The following is a 22,474-nucleotide window of genomic DNA, read 5'->3' as shown; positions in this document are numbered from 1 at the left end:
ACCTAGTAATAATCAGCTAAAGTGAGGGTATTCATCTGTGGGACAACTTATCAAACAACTCTGGCAACGCTATCAAAGCGTCCTTTCCTATTTAATCTTTGGGGGCTTAACCACCCTAATTAATATTATTGTTTTTGGAATTTTCAACCAATTCTGGCCCTACTGGATAGCCAATACGATTGCCTGGCTCATCTCAGTGCTATTCGCCTATATCACGAATAAAATTTGGGTATTTGACTCACAAACACCTACTTTCCGTGCTGTTTTAATTGAAATGACATCATTCTTCGGATTCCGCCTACTCAGTTACTTTATTGACCAGGGGATTATGATTGTCGGTATTTCGGTTCTGCACGGAAACGACCTTATCGTCAAATTAATTGATCAAATTATTGTGGTATTACTCAATTGGTTCTTCAGTAAACTATTTATTTTCAAGGACCGTGGTCATTAAAGCGAACCAACTTAAACATCAAAACAAGCGTCGTAGGAATGTCCGAAAATTCCTGCGACGCTTATTTTATTCATAATAATTACCGCCCCATCTTTTTTTCTGATACTTAACTTAGCTACTATTTTAGCAACCATATTTTCACCCAAACTGGCGTTGCACCGTATGTAACGTCGCTAACTTTGTGACCACATCATCAATATTGACCCCATCCCAATTATAAAAAATATATTGGCGACCACAGCGCATCTTAATCACCAAATGACGTGCTGATGAAGCATAACCATTGCGAACTTCGGCCTGATCCGTCGTCAATGCATAGTATTGAATGTCATCCGTATTTAAAGCTAACTCTCCAATTCGTATCATGACTTGTTGACTGACCTCAGTCGGCGGTCGAACTGACAAACAAGTCCCATCATGGTGCTGATACCGTAACTCTACCGCAACTAAACCGGCCGCGGTTAGCTGCGGTCTAAAATAAAACTCCGCGCCAATATGCAACGCACTTGACGGCCAAACTGCGGTTAGCCGAAATTTAAAATGCCGGCCATGAAAATCAGTCAGGATGCCTTGGTCGTAATCTGGTTGCATTACCGTAATATGCCCAATCATGACGATTCACTCCCTTCACTTAGTTATTGATAATGTATCACGCTTCACAAGCATAGTTGTGTTTAAAACCCATAATCAGTCGTTTTTACCATTTTTTATTAAAATAGTAATTAAATTATCCTTACTCATACTAATATTTGAGTTAACCAACTTTATTGATCGGAGGTCCCGTTTTGATGACATTTACAAATCAAGAAACTGACTATCTTATGAACCTACTAACCAACCAGTTAATGGCCCTACTAAGCCGCGTCACGCGCTGGCAGACGCACAGTCTGAGTCAACACCAATATAACCAACAAGTACACGAAACGCTCCAACCCGAACTGAACATGCTCACGCAAATCACTGCTAAACTCCAGGGACAAGCCCGTGACAAAACTCAGCTAGGGGCCATTCAAACTGGTTTGAAGAAACTTCAAGTTGCCACCACCTATCAGCTAACTGCCGACCAACTTGCACACGCTAATGAACGCCGGCTGAATCGCCGATACCGCGATTAACTTTTACAACATCAGCATATTTACCAGGAGATTCAAAACTATTTCGCAATCCTTAACAGAAAATTCAAATTTCAATCACGAGTTAGCTACTTTTTCTCGGTACAATGGTTTTATCAACTCATACAACCACTTGACTGAAGGAGGGCTTCCATGTTCTTAATTGTTTACTGTACGTTCGCTATTGCAGTTTTTTTCTGGATATTCGGTTACGTTAAAACCGCCGTCATCATTGGTATACTGGCACTGAGCTTGATTGCTTACTCCTTCATTCGCCGAGAGATTACTCGACGACGTTTGCTCAAGCGACGCACGGTTACCAATAAAAGTCGTTAAAAAAATTCCAACACGCCGGTGTCGGAATTTTTTGGTTATTTTTGCATTTGTGATAAACAAGTGACGATCCGCTGAGCCGCCTCACGCACATTTTGCGGATTAGTCGCTAAGTTCAAGCGAACAAACCCCTGATCATCAGGACTAAACCACTCACCAAAGTCAACTGCGAGCTGACATTGATCTTGAATAAACGCTTTCGTTGCAGCTGGCTGAACGTACGCACGTAAATCTAGCCACGTCAAATACGTCCCCTGCAAATCGGCTAAAACCAACTTAGGCGCGTGGGCGGCAAAGGTGGTGCATAAATAATGATAATTATCACGGACGATTGCCAAAATCTGGTCTAACCAGGCCGCGCCCGATTCATAAGCCGTTTGGCCGGCAACCTGGCCTAAGACGCTGATCTCAGTCTGGCTGAAGCGCCCGATTTGTGCATCATAGCGTTGTCGTAATTTTGGATTAGGAATTACTAGATGTGAGTTCAAAAGCGCCGCCAGATTAAACGTCTTAGACGGTGCATTGACGACAATCACCCGGTTACTAAACCGCCCATTGGCTACCGTTAACGCCGATTTGAACGGATGGTTGGTCCGATCAATTTCTAAATCCTGGTGAATTTCATCTGAAATAACAAGCACATGATACTGTTCACATAATGCTAACAGCCGTGTCTCTTCATCTTCAGACCAGATCCGCCCCACAGGATTATGTGGCGAACATTGAATGAACAACCGCACCTCGTTCGCCTTAATTTGCTGTTCCACATCTTCAAAGTCAATCGTATAGTGACCACGATCATTGCGTAACTCAGATGTGACCAGCTGACGATGATTATCCCGCACCGCGTTGAAAAATGGATAGTACACGGGCGTCAGAATCAAAACGCCATCACCTGGTTGCGTTAAAATATTAACGAGCGCGTACAACGAATTGACCACGCCACTACCAAATCGAATCCAATCGCGTTTCAATGTCAGACCATGGCGTGCCTGTTCCCAATCGATAAAGGCTTGATAATAACGATCAGGCGTAATGGAATAACCATAAATGCCATGCGCCACTCGTTCTTGTAGTGCTTGCGTAACTTGTTCTGGCACTTTGAATTCCATGTCAGCGACCCACATTGCCAACAAATCAGGATTGCCATACCGAGCTTGTAGTGCGTCCCACTTCAATGAATCCGTATGCTGGCGCGTTGTTGCGTACTTCTTAATAAATGCTGCTTGTTCCATCTTAAAGGCCTTCTTTCTCAACAAAAAAACTTCGTCCTTAACTTACTAAGGACGAAGTTTATACTCCGCGGTACCACCTATTATTACAGTCTTGCTGTCGCTCACGCAACGTACTCGTTACGTTCAACCCAATTATCGGTGGTCAATCCGGGCTAATAGCATCAACCATTAGCCAACTCCGAGTTCATCTTCACAATAAGCTGATGGTCAAATTACACCACTACTTTGACTCGCTAGGCATCAACTTATTGTTACTCTTCTCATCAACATTTAATCTTCACGTTGCTTCTAAGTTACAACGTGAAGATTAAAAAGTCAACAACGTCTTTAAAATTGCGCTTGCTCTAAAACCTGGTAGCCATCGATTCGTTGGTCAGCGGTAGGAAACGCCCCGGTCTGTAAGAAACGCTTGGCCTGCATGACCCGCGGCGAACTATTCGACCAATTTAATTGATCAAGTGGCACTCGAGCGGCCCCCGCCGACATTGATTCGGTGTAATGCGGTCGTTTGAGCAACAAATGGCCCCCCACCGGTTCCAGTAAATAATAAATATTAATTAACGTTGCTGGCAATTCTAATGTTGTTAAGGCTGGAATCGTAAGCTGGACGGTCCCAAGTTGCTTTGAAATAACAGTTTGTAGTCCTGTTTGAAGTTGTGCAATCTGACTAACGGCCTCACTCAACGTGGCCCGTGTCGTCACTGGTGCGGTTACTAAATCATAACGGTTCTTGAACGGCCCGGTTAAGGATTTATTAAGGACCATGGCCGTCGAATCACCAATGATACCACAAACAAATAGTGGACTAATTGCTGGTTCGTTAATCATCAATCTTTTCCTTCTCTCAGTCATACGATTAAATAGATAAATTAATTAGCCTATAAAAATATAACAGTTACATTTTACCTTAGAATTATGATAAGGTTCCTAAAAAAAGCATGCGAATATGAATATTTAACAACTTTTAATAATTCTATGAAAAAAACCGAATCTTGGCTACTAAAACGCACAAGGTTCGATTACTTTTTTTGTTATTTAGTTAGATTGCACATCGGTCGTATTAATAAATGACTGGGCTGGCACACGAATTAACCACCGCGTCATGGCTTGATGCCCCACATGGACACCTAAGCCATTCCAGAATGACGGCTGATAAGTGGCTGTCAGCTTCACTGCGTAGGCTTTTTCGTGCTGCCGGTCTTCTTTAACCAGCTGCTTTTGTGACCACGGAATACCAGCATCCGCCACTTTAACTTGTGAAAGATTAGTCACCACGGTCGCCTTGTTACTTGAAACAGTATATTTCGCACCATTAACCCAGTAATTATAAATATGCACGGGTTTTTGGGTCGTGCCTCGATCCACCGCGACATAGTAGGAACCATTAGTTCCAACTCGCAAAACCAGTGGTTCAACTTGATACGTTACCTTAACGTCCTTAGCATCTGACAGGTCGACCTGGTGATTGAAAGTCACGTATCCCATGCCAACTAGTAATCCGAGACTAACGATTAATTCAACGGTGGTTATGATAAGATTTCCCCACTCAAACGTATGCTTACGTTCCACGATCATCTTGATGCGTCGTACGCGAATATGATGAAATACCCACACGACTAACGCCAAAACAATGATCCACGCAATGATCCCAATCCAATTCCATGCAGAAGTCATTGATTGCCAACCCTTTCTCAATTACATTATTATGTTCTAATTGTAAATAATCCAACCTTAAATAACAAGTAATCCAGCAAATTCAACACAATCATTCAGAAGCAGATTGTGAAAATAATCACTGAAACGGTGCCAATGTAATCGAATTCATGGTAAAATAAAGTTATTAACTTGTAGAAAGAAGGAGTACACATGATCGCGTCACTAATTTATTGGGTCGTCGTTGTTGGCTTGATTGTTTGGGGTGTTTGGATGGCCATCCTTTCCGCATATTGGGCCAGCCAAAAACAAAACGGCAACATTTTCTTTATTGCAATTATGAATACATTAGGTGCCTTGGCCGGCCTCTTAGTATGGTGGGTCTTCAACAATCAAGACTGGCAGTACTACTGGTTATCCAGCACCGTTAAGACAACCAACCTCTTAGGCATCGTCCTAATCTGCTACGTTGTCTTGATTGTCATCGAATTCATCCAAGGCCGGGGCATCAAGCCTGAGACAGCTAAATAATGATTATTTTAAACGCCAAGCAAGTTGCTAGGCGTTTTTTATTGTCAAATGCGGCAACAATCTTGCTCTTCAGTGTTTGTTACGGTGATAACATTTGATTTGTCATGCTGCATGCTTCATCATGATTAATAAAAAAAACGATTCTCAAAGACATTGAGAATCGTTTTTTGATAAGCGACTGTCCTAATGGCGGCTATCGGTCTTGAAGATTTCAACTGGGAAACACACAGAACGCTCCACCAGTCGACTTGTGACACTACTTCACAACTAAGCCACGGTTAATTCAAAGCCTCCCGGTGCCATCTCATTTGCGGTAATACCCGCTGTTAAGATTGGCGATACGCCACTTACTGTTGAGACTGCCTGTGCACCTAAATTAAAGCGGCCTTGAATCGTCTGTTCAACATCCGTCCGCGTTAAGATTAAGCAGTGACCATCAATCGTCCATGTCAATTGGCTAGTTGCTAAAAAGTCGGCCTGTTGCCGGCGAAACTTGATCAAACGCGTGACAAATTGTCGAACTTGTTGTTCTTGCTCGTCTGGTTGCCAGTTCATGCACCGACGATTGTCAGGGTCGGCACCACCGGCCATGGCCACTTCCGTTCCATAATAAATACACGGGCTCCCCGGCAATAGCATCAGTAGCGTGAGTGCAGATTTAAATTTAGTTAACTGACCATGCAACGTGGTCAGTAGCCGTGGCGTATCATGCGTATCCAACGCGTTGAACATCGCCTGTTGATTAGGTTGACGATACATCATTAATTCCAGATTGGTTTTACCAACGTAATCTTCAAGGTTGAGTTGACCATTAAACAACGCCAGAATTGGTTGTGTCAGTGGATAATTCATAACCGCGTTAAACTGGCCGTTACCGACTAACGATTGACTACTATGCCAAGACTCACCTAATAGGTACACATCAGGTTTGATTGCCCGCAAGGCACCACATAACGCTCGCCAGAAACCATGGTCGACCTCATCAGCAACATCAAAACGCCAAGCGTCAATCCCGAATTGTTCGATCCAATATTTGGTCACATCAATCAAGTAAGCTTGTACCGCGGGGTTCTGGGTGTTAACTTTCGGCATCGCTGCTCCCGTCGCAAAGGTTTCATAATTAAGCCGCTTCGTCTTCGGATCACGTCCCACCGGCCAGCCATGAATATGAAACCAATCAGCAAACCGTGACTGCTCGCCATTTTTAATCACATCTTGCCACTGTGGTGACTGCTCGCCAAAATGATTAAAGACGGCGTCTAACATCACGCGCATACCGCGCGCATGGGCGCCATCGACTAGCGCCTGAAAATCGGCTTTCGTACCAAAGTGGGGATCGATTTCAAAATGATCGATCGTATCATACTTATGATTAGATGGTGACGTGAAAATGGGACACAAGTACAGGCCATTGACCCCCAGTGCAGCCAAATCATCTAAATGCGCTGTAATTCCGGGCAAATCCCCACCATAAAATGAATCACGGTGAACACGCCCAGCACCCCACGGTTGAACATTAGCCGGGTCATTTTGCCGCACACCATTTGCAAACCGTTCAGGAAAGATCTGGTACCAGACCGTCTCCTTAACCCATGCCGGTGGCAGCTCCGCATCACTGACGTGCATATATGGCATGTGAAAATAGTTGCCCACTGTTTGCCAGTTAGTGGCAACGTCGTCAAAGAAGCCACCCTCACCATAGCCAACCGTCGCACCGGTCGTATCCGTGATCAGAAAGGCATAGACCACCCGGTTAGTCGGTACGGTCAGCGTCGTCTGCCAGTACTGGTTGCCCTGCGTCGCTAATCCGGGCTGCATTATCCGCCGCTCTAGCGCTGTTGTTCCTTCTTGCCATAAGTAAGAATCGGCAAATAAAATCTCCACTTGGGCAACATCGTCACGCGCAGTTTGTAGTCGTACCTGTAGTTGATGTGCGGCTAAGACGGCTATATCTTCACTTTCAGGGCGGTGCCTAATTCCAGCTAGTTGCATTGTAAGATCTCCTTTTATGTAAACGATTACATTATTAACTAGACCATTTACGTCAATTATCCTCATGATTTTGGTGAAAACGTCCCCGTTCGCCTCGATTTTAGTGTATCATTTAGTCAAAATCAGTTGAAAGGACGTTATCCATGAAAACACTTTATCGCAGTACCCGCGAAACTGCAAGTCACACCATGACGTCATCACAAGCCGTACTTCAAGGCCTGACGCCGGATGGTGGTCTCTTTGTGCCCGTAACGCTACCGACCGCTAATTTTGACTTCGACCAGCTCGCCACGATGAGCTACCAAGAAGTTGCTTACGAGGTCCTTAAACTCTTCTTCACGGATTATACCGCTGATGAATTACACGCCTGCATTGACGCGGCTTATGGTGATCAGTTTGATGACTCCCAAATTGCGCCGGTCACCAAGCATGGTCAGCAGTATTACCTTGAACTTTTTCATGGACCGACCATTGCATTCAAAGACTTGGCCCTTCAAATCCTACCGCATTTGATGACAACGGCAGTTAAAAAGAACCATTTACAAGCCGAAGTCGTTATTTTAGCGGCCACCTCGGGCGATACTGGTAAAGCTGCCATGGCCGGGTTTGCCAATGTTGATCAGACTCGCATCATCGTCTTCTATCCAAAAGATGGTGTCAGCGCAATCCAAAAACAGCAGATGGTGACCCAAACCGGAGCCAATACTAGTGTTGTTGCGATCAATGGTAACTTCGATGAGGCCCAAACAACGGTTAAAAAACTGTTAAACGACCACCAACTACACGCGGAATTAGCCGCCCACCAGTTCCAATTTTCAAGCGCTAATTCCATCAATATTGGTCGTTTATTCCCACAAGTGGCCTATTATGTCTACACCTACGCTCAACTTATCAAGCAGGGGCAAATCAAGAACGGTGATGAGATTAACTTTAGTGTTCCAACTGGGAACTTTGGGGATATTTTAGCTGGCTACTATGCCAAACAACTGGGCACGCCCATTCATAAACTGATCTGTGCTTCCAATCGCAATAACGTTCTCACCGATTTCTTTAATACCGGGACTTATGATAAAAACCGTGAATTCTTCTTGACGAGTTCACCGTCCATGGACATCTTAGTCTCAAGTAACTTGGAACGGCTCCTCTTCTACTTGACAGGATCAGACGCCACGGCGACTGCTAAACTAATGACTGATTTGCAAACGACCGGCCGTTATACGATTACACCGGCAATGCGTGCCAACTTAGCTGATTTTTGGGCCGGCTTCGTGACTGAAAGCCAAGATCAAGCTGAAATTCATCACCTGAACCATGCCCATCACTACACAATCGATCCACATACGGCCGTGGCCTCGGCGGTTGCCAAACAGTATCAAGCCGCAACCAGAGATCAGCGGCCCATGGTGGTTGTTTCAACCGCTAGTCCGTATAAATTCCCACAGGCCGTCCTAACGGCAATTACTGGTGAGCTTAGTGCGGTAGATGGCCTAGCCGCAGTTGATCAGTTACATGAGTTGATTCAAACGCCCATTCCAGCAACGGTCACAGCCCTCCGTACTGCGCCCGTGCGCCATAAGCGGGTTGCGGATGTTGATGATATGGGAACGACCATTAAAACAATTTTAAATCTTAACTAGAAAGTGTGACCAAGATGATTACGACCATTGCGTTAGACCTAGATAATACGTTACTAACTTCTGAGAAGACGATTTCTCCGCGAACTGAAGCAGTTCTCAAACAGCTGCATTCGGCCGGCAAACGGATCGTACTGTGTACTGGGCGACCAATTAAGGCGATTCAACCATACTTACAACAACTTGAACTCAACCAACCAACTGACTACGCGATTACCTTTAATGGTGGGCTCGTTCAGCAAAACACGACTGGTGACGTCCTTGCTCGTACTAGTGTGACCAAACAAGATTTACAACCCTTATTTGAGCAAGCCCAGCGCGATCATTTCTACTTAGACGTGATTGATTTGAAGCAAGTCTACTCCATTACGGATCTAGGCAAGTCACCGTACGAAGAATTCTTGCAAGGCTTAATGCCATTTAAGAATGTTCGTTTTGCCGACCTGCCTGCTGATGATCTATTCGGTAAAGTCGTTAGTGCTGGTCAAGATGCTAAAACAGTCCAGGCCAAATTACCAAGTCAAATTACCGATTTCTTCCACGTGGTCCCATCCCGGCGGACTTTGTTGGAATTCTTACCACCGCATACTGATAAGGCCAGTGGTTTGAAACAACTCCTCGGTCACTTTAATGAAGACTATGACAACTTGATGGCCTTTGGGGACGAAGAAAACGACCTAGGAATGCTAACCGCCGCCAAAGTTGGCGTAGCGATGGCGAATGCGATTCCTGCGGTCAAGGCTGCAACCACCCATGCCACCCTGAGTAATGACGCGGACGGGGTCGCCGTTTTCCTAGAAAATTACTTCAACTGATCCCCAACTGAAGCCTGTAACGGGCTTCTTTTTTAGCACAACCACTCAAAATCAAACTAACGAGGTGTCCCATGCAAGATCCCCGCATTATCCCAGCAGAATTAACGACTGGCGCTTTTTTCGATATTTTAGCAGATGAGGACCACAGCTTAAGTTATATTCAGGTTAGTGAAGAAGACGTGAGTCACCAGCACATCGAGCACCCCATGCTGGATCACGTGCACTTCGAAAATGTCCGGTTTACGGCCAGTCAATTTGAACGGCTTGACTTGACCGATGCCATCTTTATCAATTGTGACTTTTCTAATTGCCAGTTTGAAAAAGCCAGCTGGCTACGCGTTCAATTCAAAGATTGTAAGCTCGTCGGTGTCGACTTGAACGAGGCTGCCCTCAATAACGTCGCCTTTGACCACTGTCAGCTCGACTTAGCCATGCTGTGCGACATGCGGTTCAAAACCGTGACCTTTGATCACTGTCGGCTGAATGGGGCCAGCTTTATGAACAATCGACTAACGACCGTCAAGTTTAACGAAACCAGCCTTGACCAAGTCGCTTTCAACGATACCGCCCTCAAAAATATTGACCTAAGCACCTGTCAATTCGAGCGTCTCGAACTTGATACTGCCGCAGCACGCGGTATGATCGTCAATATTGATCAGGCTGCTTATTTGGCTGCTGCTTTAAACGGCATCAAAGTTAAACCCTGATACCGGTGGAACAGTCACCGTATGAGTGACCAACTCACAATGCCAAGGACGATTAAGCTGCTGGCTGGTAAATCTTCTAATAACACTGCACGTATCTGTCAGAATACTTTTCACGCGCTGAACACAAAAATACCACCTCCGTCAGGTAACAACCTGCGAAGGTGGTATTTTGTCGTTCATCATGACAATTCGAATTGCGCCCCGGTGTAACCAGTGCGGTCGGCCGCCGTGATTGGTCGAATAACTTGGCAAGGGTTGCCAGCCGCAATCACGTTAGCTGGAATATCGTGGGTTACCACGCTCCCACCACCAATAATCGTGTTAGCACCAATGGTCACTCCTGGTAATACGGTGACGTTAGCGGCTAGCCAACAACCATCACCAATTGTGATTGGTCGGGCGATGCAGCCGCCCCTAATTCGTTCGGTTGCATCAAACAAGTGGTTGCTCGTGTAAAGGCCGACTTTTGGCCCCAACAAGACCTGACTGCCGATCGTAATTGGCGCCCCATCTAACATTACACAATCATAGTTGGCATAAAAGTTATCACCTAGATGAATGTTCCGTCCAAATTCAACGCGAAAATTAGGATTTACAAATGGCTTGCGACCAGCTGAACCAACCAATTGTCGCAATAAAGTTTCTTTAGTCTCTGGATCAGCAGTCGCATTGACCGCGTTCGTTGTCAACGTCGCTTGGTCACGCAACGCCGTTAGTTCTGCATCCGTATCTCGATACGGCTGACCAGTCGCCATATACGCAAACTTCTCATCTAAATTCATTCCGCACCCCACTTCTATCGAATAAAATTCAAGTACCATGTTATTGCGCAGATTCCTTGTGCTGAACGAATCTGGCCATTCTTTAATAGGTCAATCACTTTACTGAGCGGGACAAGTTGCGTATTCACGTATTCGTCCGCGTCAAAATGTCGTTCGCCATGTTCTTGCGGATCAATGTGAGTCAAAATCAAGCTGACCGTTTCGTCCGTGAAACCTTCCGACGAGCTAATTTGCGTCATAATTTGTGGTTCATGGGCAATGTAGCCCGTCTCCTCTTGTAATTCACGGGCCGCGGCCGTTAACGGATCTTCCCCCGCATTAATGAGGCCAGCAGGTAAACTAATCGTCTCGGCATTGCGACCGACCCGGTACTCTGAACCTAGCACGACTTGATCATCCGCAGTGATGGCTAAAATCGTGACGGCGTTCCCATGCTGAATCAAATCGCGTTTTACTTCTAATCCATCAGGTGTTTGAATCGTTTGTTTGACCAAATCAAAAATCGGCCCATGATACACCGGTGTCGTTGATAGGACCTTACCAGGCCGGCCAACTTTCTCAAATAAATCTGCCATACACATTCACTACTCCTTAATCTATCTCAAATCCGGTACACCATCCGGCAGCATCTTACGAATGCCACCCGCGGGGTCTGGCACGTCACCTTGATATCGCGGTATCAGATGGAGATGACAATGCATTACGGTTTGGCCCGCAGCCGGATCAACGTTAATGCCAATATTATAGCCATCCGGATGATTGTGCGCATCTAGGTACGCTTTTGCTTGGGTCAGTAAGGCGAGCATCGCATTCCTGGTCGCCGTGGGCACATCAAAATACGTGGCATAATGTGCTTTCGGAATAATCAACAAATGCCCCGGACTCACCGGCTTTTTATCGAAGAAGGCCGCTGCTAGGTCATTCTCCAAAATATACGGCAACGGCTGACAAAAAATACAAGCCATACCAAAGTCCCCTTCCTATTTTGCTAACCAACCACCATCAATTGGAACCACCGTCCCATGAATATAATCAGCGTGCTGACTCGCTAAGAATAGCGTCAGATCTGCAACTTCCTGCGGTTGGGCCCACCGTTTTGCGGGCGTCTCACTGGCAACCCATTTCGCCATCTTACCATCGCCAGCAAAATCAGCGGCATTCATCGGGGTATCGATAGCCCCCGGCGCAATGCAGTTGGCGCGAATTCCCTGAGCCGCATAGTCCAAGTCAAGTTGTTTCGTATAACCAATGATGGCGTGTTTGGCTGCGGTATACGCTGCGCCGCCTCCGCCACCCACCAGTCCAGCGATCGATGCCATATTCACGAAAACGCCGTGTTGTGCGGCTAACATTGCAGGTAGCACCGCATTAGTCACGATAAACTGGCTTGTCAGATCCGTCGCCAAAATATCTTGCCACGTTTTCAGATCCGTTGCTAAAGTTGGTTGATAACCGTCTAACTTACCGGCCGTATTGCACACGACGGTTGGCTTGCCGAGTACGTTAACTCCTGATTTAATCGCCGCGACGAGCGCATTAGTGTCGGTCACATCAGCAATTTCATAGCGCAGGGCTGACGTCGTTACTAGCGCTGATGGCTGTGGTTGCCGATCAATGGCAATCACGTCAGCCCCCTGGGCTAGGAAACTCTGGACCTGGGCTAAGCCAATCCCGGAGGCAGCTCCAGTAACCAAGACAGTCTGTCCACGATATTCATCAAATTGCATTAGTCAACCAACTGCCAGTCCGTCGCTAAAATATCACAATCTGTTGGTGACCACATACTATAGGCTTCATCGGCCGTTTTGATTAAAAAGTACGGGTTCAGCGGGTCGCCGTTGAAAGTGGTTGCCGTCTGTAATTCGACGAACAATTCGGTCCCTTCCCAACCAGTCCGAACAGCGCGCTTACCAGCTTTTAATTCAGGTAAAATAGCTTCAAATGTCATCACGATACCTCCAATTATTAATACCCAAATCGTATCATAATCCCGCGTGGAGTGACAGGCAAAAATTGGTACCAACAAATTGTCTATTTTACTGGTACGGACCAATTATTTGTGCGATAATGTAAGCGAATACAGAAACTAATTATTATTTGGAGGAATTTTAAATGAGTAAACTCGGTGTTTCCGTTTATCCCGAACGATCAACCTTTGAAAAGGATGCGGCGTACCTCGATTTAGCCGCAAAATATGGCTATCAACGGGTATTCACTTCACTGCTTGAAATCAAAGGGGACCAAGCCGCAGTGGTTGCCAACTTTAAAAAAGTGATCACTTACGCGAACCAATTAGGCTTGCAAGTAATGGTCGACGTCAATCCTGACCTCTTCAAACAACTTGGCGTGTCCTATGACGACTTGTCATTCTTCCACGACCTCGGTGCCTGGGGTGTCCGCCTCGACCTAGGATTCACTGGTCAAGAAGAAGCCCGGATGACGCACAACGAATTCGGCATTAAGATTGAAGTCAACATGTCCAAAGGGACTCACTATGTTGACACGATTATGGATTATTCACCTGAAAAAGATAACTTACTAGGCTCACATAACTTCTACCCACAACAATACACTGGTCTTGGTTATGATTATTTTGTTCAGACTTCTGAACAATACCGTCAGTATGGCATCAACACCGCCGCGTTTGTTTCATCAAATGATGCGACTTATGGGCCTTGGCCCATGCAAGACGGGTTATGTACCCTTGAAGATCATCGGGGGTTACCGATTGCGGCACAAGTTCAACATTTGAAAATGACGGGGCTGATCGACGACGTTTTAATTGGTAACGCCTACGCGAGTGAAGCCGAACTAAAAGCGGCTGCTGAAGTGTTCTTTAGTCCTTACCCACTGCTACACGTCGAAACCGTTGCTGATCTATCGGCAGTTGAAGAAAAAGTACTCTTTGCGCAACCACAGACTTATCGCGGTGATTTTTCAGATTACGTCATTCGTTCTTCTCAGACCCGGGTCATCTACAAAGACGAAGCCTTTCCTGCTCATCACCTAGATGCCATTCATACCGGTGATGTCTTGATCGATAACGATGAGTTTGGGCAATACAAAGGTGAATTGCAGATTGCACGCCAAAATCTTGAAAATACTGGCCGAATCAATGTGGTTGGTCATATTACTAAGAGTGACTTACCTTGCCTTAACTTGCTACAACCATGGGCCGACTTTAAATTTGTCGCTGCCAAATAGTACTCAACGAATGGAGGGGTCGCAGTAATGACAACTGATTACCGTTTAACTAGCGATGCTGACCGCGAAGCTTTCTACCAACTTTACCAATACGCGTTCAATAATCACGATACCCCCGCGCGGCGGCGATTTTTCATGGATCGCTACCAACATGGCTGGATCTACGGCCGTCACGATCATGGTCAACTGGTTAGTGGGCTATACAGTCTGCCACTAGCAGTCAACTTTCATGGCGTCACCTACCGGATGAATGGTATTGGCGATGTGATGAGTGCGCCTGAATATGCCGGTCAGGGTGGCGCGGGACAGCTGTTAACGACGGCGCTGACAGAAATGGCAGCCAACCACGTGACGCTGTCCTACCTTGCCCCCTTCGCGTACGGTTACTATCGTCGTTTTGGCTATGAACACGTCTTCGACCACGCGCACCAAGTCATGGCCGCTCCAGACCTACCACGTGTCAAACCGACGGACTGGTCTGGTACGATCACCCGCTATGGCAATGACGGGCTGGCCCAAATCAACGATTTTTATGCACGACAACCGCAAAATCAGCGTGGTGGTCTGATTCGACCAGCCTGGTGGCAACATTACCTGACTCTCAAACATCATTGGTCGGTCGCAATTTACCGCAATGCGGCTGCCAATATCGAGGGCTATTTGATCTATGAACGGCAGGCCACTAACTTTGCGATTCAAGAATGGGTGACTAGCACGCCGACCGCTTTCGAACGATTGGCTAACTTTATCACTAAGCATGGCACCACCTTTGAAACGTTTAGTTATGATAGCCCAAGTGCGACCAACGGCTTGGACCTACTAGCCGACCCATACCGTTTAAAAGTGACTGTCCAGCCGTACATGATGGCCCGCATTGTTGATTTATATGACTTTATCAAGCGCTATCCGTTTCTCACGGACATCCAACCAATTCGCCTAGCAGTCAGTGACGCTACCCTCCCTGCTAATCAAGGAATCTGGTCATTGACGCGGCACAACGGGCAAGTAACGCTCAATCGGGTTAGCGACCAATTAACTGGACCGGCTGACATTCAGTTAACGATTCAGCAATTAACCACTGCTTGCTTTGGCACCCAGAGCTTAGCCCGGGCGTACCAACACGGATTAATCACCGGTGATGTGAATGCGATCAACCGACTTGACACTAGTCTAGTGAAAGAACGACCAGCACTTATTGACTACTTTTAAGTGCTTGATTTAGATAAGCAGCATGACTGACTCAAAGTGGGCCGCCAGAATGATTATTCTGGCGGCCCACTTTTTTAAAGATTCGTATTTCCCGTTCAAACAGTTTTTGTCACATATCCAGTATTTTTAACAATAAGATTACAGCTAATTCTTGGGACGTTTCTTTTACGGCAAATAGTCATTCTCATCTTAGTCTATTCAAAAAAGATGTTTGAAGATCCGACTAGATCTCCAAACATCTTTTTACTGACATTATCCTGGTTAATCACCAGCATCGTGCGTAAATAAAACTAACGAATATCAATTGATTACCAATGTAATATTAACCATGTCTTGACATTAATTTTCATACAAATAACCCGCATCCCGTAAAGCTGCCTTGATGGCTGTTAATTGTTCCGGGGTCTGATAAGCAACCGTATGGCTATGGACGCCATCTGTTAATTCTGATAATAAATGGCCTTGTAATTTCTTGAGCCGGCCCATAAACAGATTAACATCACCAACTGAGCGAATCTCTAATTCACCCCGGAGCCGGCCATACAATGGGTGTTCGACTTCAACATCCTTGATTATGCCCCCTGCGTGAATGATCAAGGCCATTTCCTGCATCGCTTCGTTTGGAAAATGACGGCAAACTAGGACAGCAGTTGGCTGATCCGCTTTTTCTAATTCATACCCTTGAAGAGTAGCAACAATGGCCGTTCCGTGAGCCCTCAATAATGAAATATCCCCAACAATGGTCTGACGACTAACGTTAAACTGCTTCGCTAGCGTTGTTGCACTTACGGGGACCTGCGTTTGCGATAATTTTGATCGAATTTGTTCACGCCGTTCTGATCCTGTCATGACTCACCCTTCTTACTCTTTCAATAGAATCATTCTACCAGAAAACCAGTAGAATAGCTTTCATCAAATACTAAATTATGATAAACTAAGTTCATTTACCATAGGTGTCAAGACACCTAAATCTTAATAACGGGATTGATTAGCAATGCGCAATTTATCTTTATTAACCGACTTATACGAACTCTCAATGGCAAATGGATTTCATCACGACTTACCTCAGACCAACGCCACCTTCGACCTTTTTTATCGCCGGGTTCCTGACAATGGTAGCTTTGTCATTGCGGCCGGCCTCCAGCAAGTTGTCGAAGCTTTACAAGATTTTCATTTTACCAACAGTGACCTCGACTACTTCCGTCAACTTAACCTATGGGATGAATCCTTCTTAGCCATGCTGGCAAATTTTAAGTTAACTTGCCAAATTAAGGCACTACCAGAAGGAACCCCGGTCTTTCCTCGTGAACCACTATTGACAATCACTGGACCACTTGAGCAAGCGCAATTACTTGAAACACTCGTCTTAAATATCGTCAATCACCAATCACTGATTGCCACTAAAGCTCGTCGACTGAGTTATGCTGCGGCAGGACGTCCAATTATGGAATTCGGTGCGCGCCGTGCGCAAGGCCCGGACAGCGCGCTTTACGGCACCCGGGCAGCCATTATTGGTGGCGCCAATAGTACTTCAAACGTTCTCGCTGCGAAGCTGTTTGATATTCCCGTTGCTGGTACCATGGCCCACAGTTGGATTGAGGCCTTCCCGGATGAACTAACGGCGTTTCGCAAGTGGGCCGAACAATATCCTGACAATAGTGCGCTACTAGTCGATACTTATGACGTGCTTAACTCTGGGATTCCTAACGCGGTGACGGTCTTTAAGGAGCTACGAGCAGCTGGGCATGAACCCGTCGGTATTCGAATCGATTCGGGGGACGTCACGACTTTATCACAAGCTGCCCGGACACAATTGGACGCGGCTGGCTTTCCCAATGCCAAAATCACTATTTCTAACGCATTGGATGAACACATCATTACTTCGCTGTTGCACGAAGGCGCACCGATCGATAATTTTGGTGTCGGTGAAAAGCTCATCACTAGCGCGTCCGCACCGGTTCTAAGTGGCGTCTACAAGCTTGCGGCAACTGAGAGCAATGGTCAGAGCACCCCCAAGATCAAGGTCAGTGCCAGTCGCGAAAAACTAACGATTCCTGGTGATAAGCAAGTCTATCGTCTGTACGAACCAGGAACTCAGCGGGCCTTTGCTGACTTGATTGCACTAGCTACCGAGACGATCGTCGATGCAACCAGCCTAACCGTCGTCAACAGTGACCCACTCAGTGTCGACCGCCAACAGCGACTCACCCATTTTGAAGCCCGGCCCTTACTCGCGCCGGTAGATTTGTCCAACACCACGTCAATTCCGGTTACAACCATTCAGGCAACGACCCAGGCTAAACTTGCCGAGCTCCCACGAACAACCCAGCGGCTCGTCAACCCAGATCTTTACCCGGTCTACATGACAACCACACTCAGCCAGTTACAAACTAGTTTGTTGAATAAAATGACGATACTAGCAGATTAACAAACGAACACGCGTAGCAACGACTAAAGCCACTTCTGATCAGCGTTCAAATGACCGCTTAGTACAGAAGTGGCTTTAGTTTATAACAAGTAACAGTTAGCTCACTGACCAGTAATTTGATCATGTTCACCCGGGGTCAATATTTTGGTCATCACCGTAATCAAATACGCTTGTTCGCGCTCAATTTCAGTTCCCGGCAATTCCAGCATTAACCGCGCTAGGTAACCGAATAGCTGCGATAACAAACTTTGCAGTATCAAATCATTCGGCCAATCCACAATCAAATGATCTGCTTTTAGTTGATTTATGACACTTCCCATCTGCTTGACCATCTTAGGCGCAATCTGGCTAAGAATCTGTTCGCGTCGTTCGGCGTCAAAAGCTGCCATTTCAAAAATGACCTTTAACTCTTTCACGTTAGCTTTAGCAAATGCAACTCGGTCCGTAAAAATTGCTGTGACGAATGCCTGTAGACTGGGATAACGCTGCCGTAATTCATCCTCTGAAAAATCACTCGCTAAAATTGGCACAATGTGTGCGGCAATTGGTGCTAAGATGGCATCCCGTAAGGCAGCCTTAGTCTTATACCGCCGATAGACCGTCCCCTCCGCAACGCCGGCCCGTTGTGCAATATCACTAGTACTAGTCTGGTCAAAACCCTTTTCAGCAAACAAATCGAGACTTGCCTGGAGGATGGCCCGTTGCTTAGGTGTAATCGTTTCATTCTGACTTAGATCATGTTGAAAATAATCCCGTATCCGTGGTCGTTCCATATCCTCACACCTTCCGATAACGTTTCATTCCAACAATATTCAACATTGTTAGTACGACCATAAACCCTACTAATATTAACAAATTGACACCAATATCGCCAAGCCCAGCACCCTTTGTCACAACAGCCGTCAACGCATTAGCACCATAGTATAACGGCATGATGTGGGCAATTGCTTGCAACCAACTCGCCATGCCATCGACTGGAATCAACCCAGCAAAAAAGATTTGTGGTACAACAATCAGTGGAATAAACTGAATCATTTGAAATTCTGAGTTAGCAAAGGTGGAAATAAAGATACCCAAGGTCAAAGCCACTAACGCTAATAATAAGTTAGTCAGAAAGACCAGCCAAATACTACCAACTAAGTGAATCTTGAAGACCGTAATTGCAAAAACAACGGTCAGGACAGTCTGAATGATGGCAAAGCCCCCATAACCAATTAGATAGCCCATAATAATTTCACTCCGTCGAATTGGAGTTGCAAGTAGCCGGCTTAGGGTTCCAGTAGTGCGCTCATTCAAAAGTGAAACGCCAGAAATCAAGAACACAAAGAAGAAGACAAAGAAACCGAGAAAGATTGGCAAAAAGTTTTCAAAGAACGTTGAATCACTACTACCATAAATATAATGACTGCTAGTGGTATAGGTCGTCGTTTGTGATTGACTATTTGTTGGCGCCGCAGCACTCGCTGTAGCCTGCCTCAATTGCTTTTGAATTTTAGCCGCAGCAGCAGTATTCCCACTTGCCTGTGCTTGGGCCAAGGCAGTCTTTAGCTTGCTAACCGTTGCCTGTTTTTGCGCCGCGGTCAACTTTTGTAGTGCCACCTGTTGCGTTTGCAACACCTTTTTTTGTGCTTTAGTAGCCGTGACCAACGTTTGAATTTTTAATTTGACCAGTCCGCTTTGCAAAGAAGCTTTGATCAATGACGTATTGGTCGGATTACTATTAGAATACGTGATCGTTAAGTTGCCATCTTTTTGCGTCAAATATCCATCCAAATCATGCTGCTTAATCATCGCTTTTGCCTGGTTACTACTGTAATGGTGAATATCGACATGCTTCGTATTAATGGCTTTGACCACCTGATGATCAACATTGTGAACACCTAAAGTCGCCACTTGAGTCGTGTTATTTTGAAACAAAAAATACATCAACGCCATAATTAAGAGTGGTGCCAAAAACATCAGCGCCAAGGTACGCTTATCACGTAACATTTGCTTAAAAACTCGTCTAACGATTGCCATCGTTCGCATCTTGCATCCGCCCCGCTTTCAAAAAGACCTGTTCGATCGTATCTACTGCATACTGTTGTTTCAGTGCCGCGGGTGTCCCCTCAGCAAGCGCAATCCCGTGCCGAATCAACATGAGATAATCACACCGTTCTGCTTCGTCCATGACATGCGTTGTCACGAGCATCGACTTACCAGTATCCTTGAGCTTATTTAGTTCGGTCCAAATTTGTTGCCGTAATTCTGGATCAATCCCAACGGTCGGTTCATCTAAAATCAATAATTGGGGATCCTGAATCAGGGCGATTGCCAACGACAAGCGCCGTTTCATCCCACCCGAATAGCCACTGACCCGCTTGTCTAATTGGGACGTCAAGTCAACTAATCCGGCTGCATAATCAATCATCTGTGCTAACTTTATTTTTGGAACACTCATTAATTGCCCAAAAAAGGTCAGGTTTTCACGGGCCGTTAGTGTCTCATACAAGGCGTCACTTTGGGCCATATACCCTACTTGTGCCATTACCGCCCTATTGGGCATCACCGTATCCATAACTTTAACAGTGCCACTATCCACAGCTTCCATCCCTAAAATACTCTTGATCAAGGTGGTCTTCCCAGCTCCCGATGGCCCAATCAAGCCATAAATCATTCCAGCCGGCAGTGTCAAATCAATCTGATTGAGCACTTGCTGATGACCAAAGTGCTTGCTGACCTGCTTGGCGATGACATAATCCGTTGCCATTTTAATAACCCTCTTTCTCGAAGTGAGTGCATACTCACTCACTTAATGGCTTTAGTATAATCAGTACATCTCGGTTTGTCAACAGCAAAAATGAGTTGTCACTCACTTACTTTATTTCCAGCCCATTTGTCACCGCACTGCAAACAAAAATGCGCCACCCCGTTGTTGGGATGTCGCATTTTAATTAAATATCAGCACTGATATAAGCGTTAGCAATGTTTTAACGATTGTTAATCTTGGTCAGCAATTTTTGTCCTAGCTCATAATCCAACTGACGCTCCGATTCCGGCATCATGTCGCCGCCAGTTGCCCAGACAATGTGGGTGACGTCTTTGCCAGCAAGCGTGGGAAATTGGGCCATGATGGGGGCGATCGCGGTAAAGCCGGCTGCAGCGGATGGTTCGACCATTACATCTTCAGTATCGACGAGCTTCGTCAAATAACGATATAAATCATCATCTTCAAATGTTGCTGTTCCGAGTAATAGCGTTTGCATCACCTTGCCTGCCAACCGTGATGGCCGGCTAACGGCTAACCCATCAGCGGCAGTCAGGCCATCTAAACCAATGTCTTGAACAGCAATTTTTTCATTCAGCTTGGTCATCATCCCTAAGGTCACGGACGGCACGTGGGTCGGTTCACAAAAGACGGGGTAAATATTGGCTCCCATAATCATCTTGAGGCCAAAAGCGACGCCACTAGGACTGCCACCGACCCCGGCCGGTAAATAAACGACGACCGGGTGCGCAGCATCCATCTTGATGCCTTGTACTTTTAATTGATGTTGTAACCGTACCCCAGCAACAGCGTACCCGAGGAATAAGTCACGTGAACCTTCATCATCAACAAAGTGCGTATGGTCATCCTTGGCCGCGGCGGCACGGGCCACCGGAATCACACTTGAAAAGTCGGTATTTAGTTCCTCAACGGTGACGCCATTTGCCCGCAGTTTGTCCTTCTTCCACTGACGAGCATCGTGAGACATATAAACGGTCGTCTTAAATCCAAACGTTGCGGCCATGATGCCCACACTGAGTGCCAAGTTTCCCGTCGATGCAACGATGACGCCGTATTGTGCAAATAACTCGTGATACTTAGCCGTTGCCAAGACACTGTAATCATCCATATACGTTAAATCCGTATGGGCCATGGCTACCTGTTCAGCAAACTTGAGCACTTCGTAAATCCCACCACGTGACTTGATCGAACCCGAAATCGGCAACTGACTATCAGCTTTTAAATAAAGCTGCCCCGCCAATGACTGGTGGTTGAGAGCCTCCCATGCTGGTTTCATCTGCTCAAGTGGTAACAATGGTGACTCAATAATCCCATTCATAGCTGCCGTTTCTGGAAAAGCAACGGCCAAAAATGGTGCGAAACGTTCCCAACGTGCGACCGCGTCAAAAATATCGGCCCGCGTTAACGGCAGGTCCGCCCGCTTCCCATAATCTGGGTTCTGCCAAACAATTGGTCGTTTTGCCATCAATTCCTTAATCTGTGGGTGTTCTTCAATCATTACCGTTGTATCCATACTTTCAGGTCCTTTTCATTTAATTGCATCATATTACGTATCGTGAGTTAAAATTATCAGTTTTCGATGGCCGTCTGCATGCGTTCAGCCTATTCCGACCTTCCG

24 protein-coding genes are annotated in these 22,474 nt (G+C 46.0%); 9 read left to right on the top strand and 15 right to left on the bottom strand.

From position 1 onward, the window contains the following. The first annotated feature begins 37 nt into the window (after nucleotides 1–37). The gene (locus E5260_RS03775) at nucleotides 38–454 is read left to right on the top strand and encodes a GtrA family protein (protein ID WP_003642569.1); all 417 of its coding nucleotides are present in this window, start codon (nucleotides 38–40) and stop codon (nucleotides 452–454) included. Between the two features lie 138 nt (nucleotides 455–592). On the opposite strand, the gene E5260_RS03770 is transcribed toward E5260_RS03775, so the two are convergent. After that, entirely contained in the window at nucleotides 593–1,066 is a 474-nt protein-coding gene (locus E5260_RS03770) for a hypothetical protein (RefSeq protein ID WP_003642567.1), read from the bottom strand. 176 nt (nucleotides 1,067–1,242) lie between these two features. On the opposite strand from E5260_RS03770, the gene E5260_RS03765 reads away from it, so the two are divergent. Then, a complete protein-coding gene (locus tag E5260_RS03765; protein WP_003642566.1) occupies nucleotides 1,243–1,569 on the top strand; it encodes a hypothetical protein in 327 nt (108 codons plus the stop codon). Between the two features lie 368 nt (nucleotides 1,570–1,937). Here E5260_RS03765 and E5260_RS03760 read toward each other — a convergent pair whose 3' ends face one another. From E5260_RS03760 to E5260_RS03750, 3 genes are all read right to left on the bottom strand, one after another. Next, complete coding sequence (locus E5260_RS03760) at nucleotides 1,938–3,134, bottom strand: MalY/PatB family protein (protein WP_003642565.1); 1,197 nt, start codon at nucleotides 3,132–3,134, stop codon at nucleotides 1,938–1,940. 327 nt (nucleotides 3,135–3,461) lie between these two features. Next, on the bottom strand, nucleotides 3,462–3,962 hold the full coding sequence (locus tag E5260_RS03755) for a hypothetical protein (RefSeq protein ID WP_003645850.1): 501 nt from the start codon (nucleotides 3,960–3,962) through the stop codon (nucleotides 3,462–3,464). A gap of 207 nt (nucleotides 3,963–4,169) precedes the next feature. After that, the gene (locus E5260_RS03750) at nucleotides 4,170–4,808 is read right to left on the bottom strand and encodes an LVIS_2131 family protein (protein WP_003642563.1); all 639 of its coding nucleotides are present in this window, start codon (nucleotides 4,806–4,808) and stop codon (nucleotides 4,170–4,172) included. Nucleotides 4,809–5,000: 192 nt separating this feature from the next. On the opposite strand from E5260_RS03750, the gene E5260_RS03745 reads away from it, so the two are divergent. Then, entirely contained in the window at nucleotides 5,001–5,318 is a 318-nt protein-coding gene (locus tag E5260_RS03745) for a hypothetical protein (RefSeq protein ID WP_003642562.1), read from the top strand. 267 nt (nucleotides 5,319–5,585) lie between these two features. Here E5260_RS03745 and E5260_RS03740 read toward each other — a convergent pair whose 3' ends face one another. Further along, entirely contained in the window at nucleotides 5,586–7,310 is a 1,725-nt protein-coding gene (locus E5260_RS03740; RefSeq protein WP_003644735.1) for a glycoside hydrolase family 13 protein, read from the bottom strand. 143 nt (nucleotides 7,311–7,453) lie between these two features. Between E5260_RS03740 and thrC the strand changes: the two genes are divergently transcribed. From thrC to E5260_RS03725, 3 genes are all read left to right on the top strand, one after another. Then, complete coding sequence (thrC, locus tag E5260_RS03735; protein ID WP_003642560.1) at nucleotides 7,454–8,947, top strand: threonine synthase; 1,494 nt, start codon at nucleotides 7,454–7,456, stop codon at nucleotides 8,945–8,947. A gap of 14 nt (nucleotides 8,948–8,961) precedes the next feature. Then, nucleotides 8,962–9,759: a Cof-type HAD-IIB family hydrolase gene (locus E5260_RS03730; protein ID WP_003642559.1), complete on the top strand. Its 798-nt coding sequence runs from the start codon at nucleotides 8,962–8,964 to the stop codon at nucleotides 9,757–9,759. Nucleotides 9,760–9,830: 71 nt separating this feature from the next. Beyond that, a complete protein-coding gene (locus E5260_RS03725; protein ID WP_003642558.1) occupies nucleotides 9,831–10,466 on the top strand; it encodes a pentapeptide repeat-containing protein in 636 nt (211 codons plus the stop codon). Between the two features lie 179 nt (nucleotides 10,467–10,645). Here E5260_RS03725 and E5260_RS03720 read toward each other — a convergent pair whose 3' ends face one another. Genes E5260_RS03720 through E5260_RS03700 form a run of 5 tightly spaced genes read right to left on the bottom strand, consistent with a single transcriptional unit; the run spans nucleotide 10,646 to nucleotide 13,196 of the window. After that, a complete protein-coding gene (locus E5260_RS03720) occupies nucleotides 10,646–11,248 on the bottom strand; it encodes a sugar O-acetyltransferase (RefSeq protein WP_003644736.1) in 603 nt (200 codons plus the stop codon). A 14-nt stretch (nucleotides 11,249–11,262) separates the two neighbouring features. Beyond that, the gene (locus tag E5260_RS03715; RefSeq protein WP_003642556.1) at nucleotides 11,263–11,829 is read right to left on the bottom strand and encodes an NUDIX hydrolase; all 567 of its coding nucleotides are present in this window, start codon (nucleotides 11,827–11,829) and stop codon (nucleotides 11,263–11,265) included. Nucleotides 11,830–11,844: 15 nt separating this feature from the next. After that, complete coding sequence (locus tag E5260_RS03710) at nucleotides 11,845–12,213, bottom strand: HIT family protein (RefSeq protein ID WP_003642555.1); 369 nt, start codon at nucleotides 12,211–12,213, stop codon at nucleotides 11,845–11,847. A gap of 15 nt (nucleotides 12,214–12,228) precedes the next feature. Further along, nucleotides 12,229–12,975 carry a 3-oxoacyl-ACP reductase gene (locus E5260_RS03705; protein WP_003642554.1) on the bottom strand — a complete coding sequence of 249 codons (747 nt, stop codon included), beginning with the start codon at nucleotides 12,973–12,975 and terminating at the stop codon, nucleotides 12,229–12,231. Continuing rightward, a complete protein-coding gene (locus E5260_RS03700; RefSeq protein WP_003642553.1) occupies nucleotides 12,975–13,196 on the bottom strand; it encodes a DUF2829 domain-containing protein in 222 nt (73 codons plus the stop codon). The genes E5260_RS03705 and E5260_RS03700 overlap by 1 nt, the downstream gene beginning before the upstream one ends. A gap of 164 nt (nucleotides 13,197–13,360) precedes the next feature. Between E5260_RS03700 and E5260_RS03695 the strand changes: the two genes are divergently transcribed. Beyond that, complete coding sequence (locus tag E5260_RS03695; protein WP_003642552.1) at nucleotides 13,361–14,452, top strand: DUF871 domain-containing protein; 1,092 nt, start codon at nucleotides 13,361–13,363, stop codon at nucleotides 14,450–14,452. Nucleotides 14,453–14,479: 27 nt separating this feature from the next. Next, nucleotides 14,480–15,661: a GNAT family N-acetyltransferase gene (locus tag E5260_RS03690; protein ID WP_003642551.1), complete on the top strand. Its 1,182-nt coding sequence runs from the start codon at nucleotides 14,480–14,482 to the stop codon at nucleotides 15,659–15,661. A gap of 339 nt (nucleotides 15,662–16,000) precedes the next feature. Here E5260_RS03690 and E5260_RS03685 read toward each other — a convergent pair whose 3' ends face one another. Beyond that, nucleotides 16,001–16,510: a transcription repressor NadR gene (locus tag E5260_RS03685; protein WP_003642550.1), complete on the bottom strand. Its 510-nt coding sequence runs from the start codon at nucleotides 16,508–16,510 to the stop codon at nucleotides 16,001–16,003. 145 nt (nucleotides 16,511–16,655) lie between these two features. On the opposite strand from E5260_RS03685, the gene E5260_RS03680 reads away from it, so the two are divergent. Beyond that, nucleotides 16,656–18,089 (top strand): nicotinate phosphoribosyltransferase, encoded by a 1,434-nt coding sequence (locus E5260_RS03680; protein ID WP_003642549.1) that lies wholly within the window; start codon nucleotides 16,656–16,658, stop codon nucleotides 18,087–18,089. Nucleotides 18,090–18,190: 101 nt separating this feature from the next. On the opposite strand, the gene E5260_RS03675 is transcribed toward E5260_RS03680, so the two are convergent. The 4 genes from E5260_RS03675 to E5260_RS03660 all read right to left on the bottom strand — a co-directional run bounded on the left by E5260_RS03675 (nucleotide 18,191) and on the right by E5260_RS03660 (nucleotide 22,369). Next, nucleotides 18,191–18,862 carry a TetR/AcrR family transcriptional regulator gene (locus tag E5260_RS03675; protein ID WP_003642548.1) on the bottom strand — a complete coding sequence of 224 codons (672 nt, stop codon included), beginning with the start codon at nucleotides 18,860–18,862 and terminating at the stop codon, nucleotides 18,191–18,193. A gap of 4 nt (nucleotides 18,863–18,866) precedes the next feature. Next, nucleotides 18,867–20,117 carry an ABC transporter permease gene (locus tag E5260_RS03670; protein WP_016511800.1) on the bottom strand — a complete coding sequence of 417 codons (1,251 nt, stop codon included), beginning with the start codon at nucleotides 20,115–20,117 and terminating at the stop codon, nucleotides 18,867–18,869. Further along, on the bottom strand, nucleotides 20,095–20,838 hold the full coding sequence (locus tag E5260_RS03665; RefSeq protein ID WP_003642546.1) for an ABC transporter ATP-binding protein: 744 nt from the start codon (nucleotides 20,836–20,838) through the stop codon (nucleotides 20,095–20,097). Before E5260_RS03665 ends, E5260_RS03670 begins: the two co-directional genes overlap by 23 nt. Nucleotides 20,839–21,058: 220 nt before the next feature. Next, nucleotides 21,059–22,369: a D-serine ammonia-lyase gene (locus E5260_RS03660; protein ID WP_003642545.1), complete on the bottom strand. Its 1,311-nt coding sequence runs from the start codon at nucleotides 22,367–22,369 to the stop codon at nucleotides 21,059–21,061. Nucleotides 22,370–22,474 lie beyond the last annotated feature (105 nt).

Origin of the sequence: Lactiplantibacillus plantarum, assembly GCF_014131735.1 — a bacterium.
Lineage (GTDB): Bacteria > Bacillota > Bacilli > Lactobacillales > Lactobacillaceae > Lactiplantibacillus > Lactiplantibacillus plantarum.
This window is presented reverse-complemented; position numbering and strand designations above follow the sequence as displayed.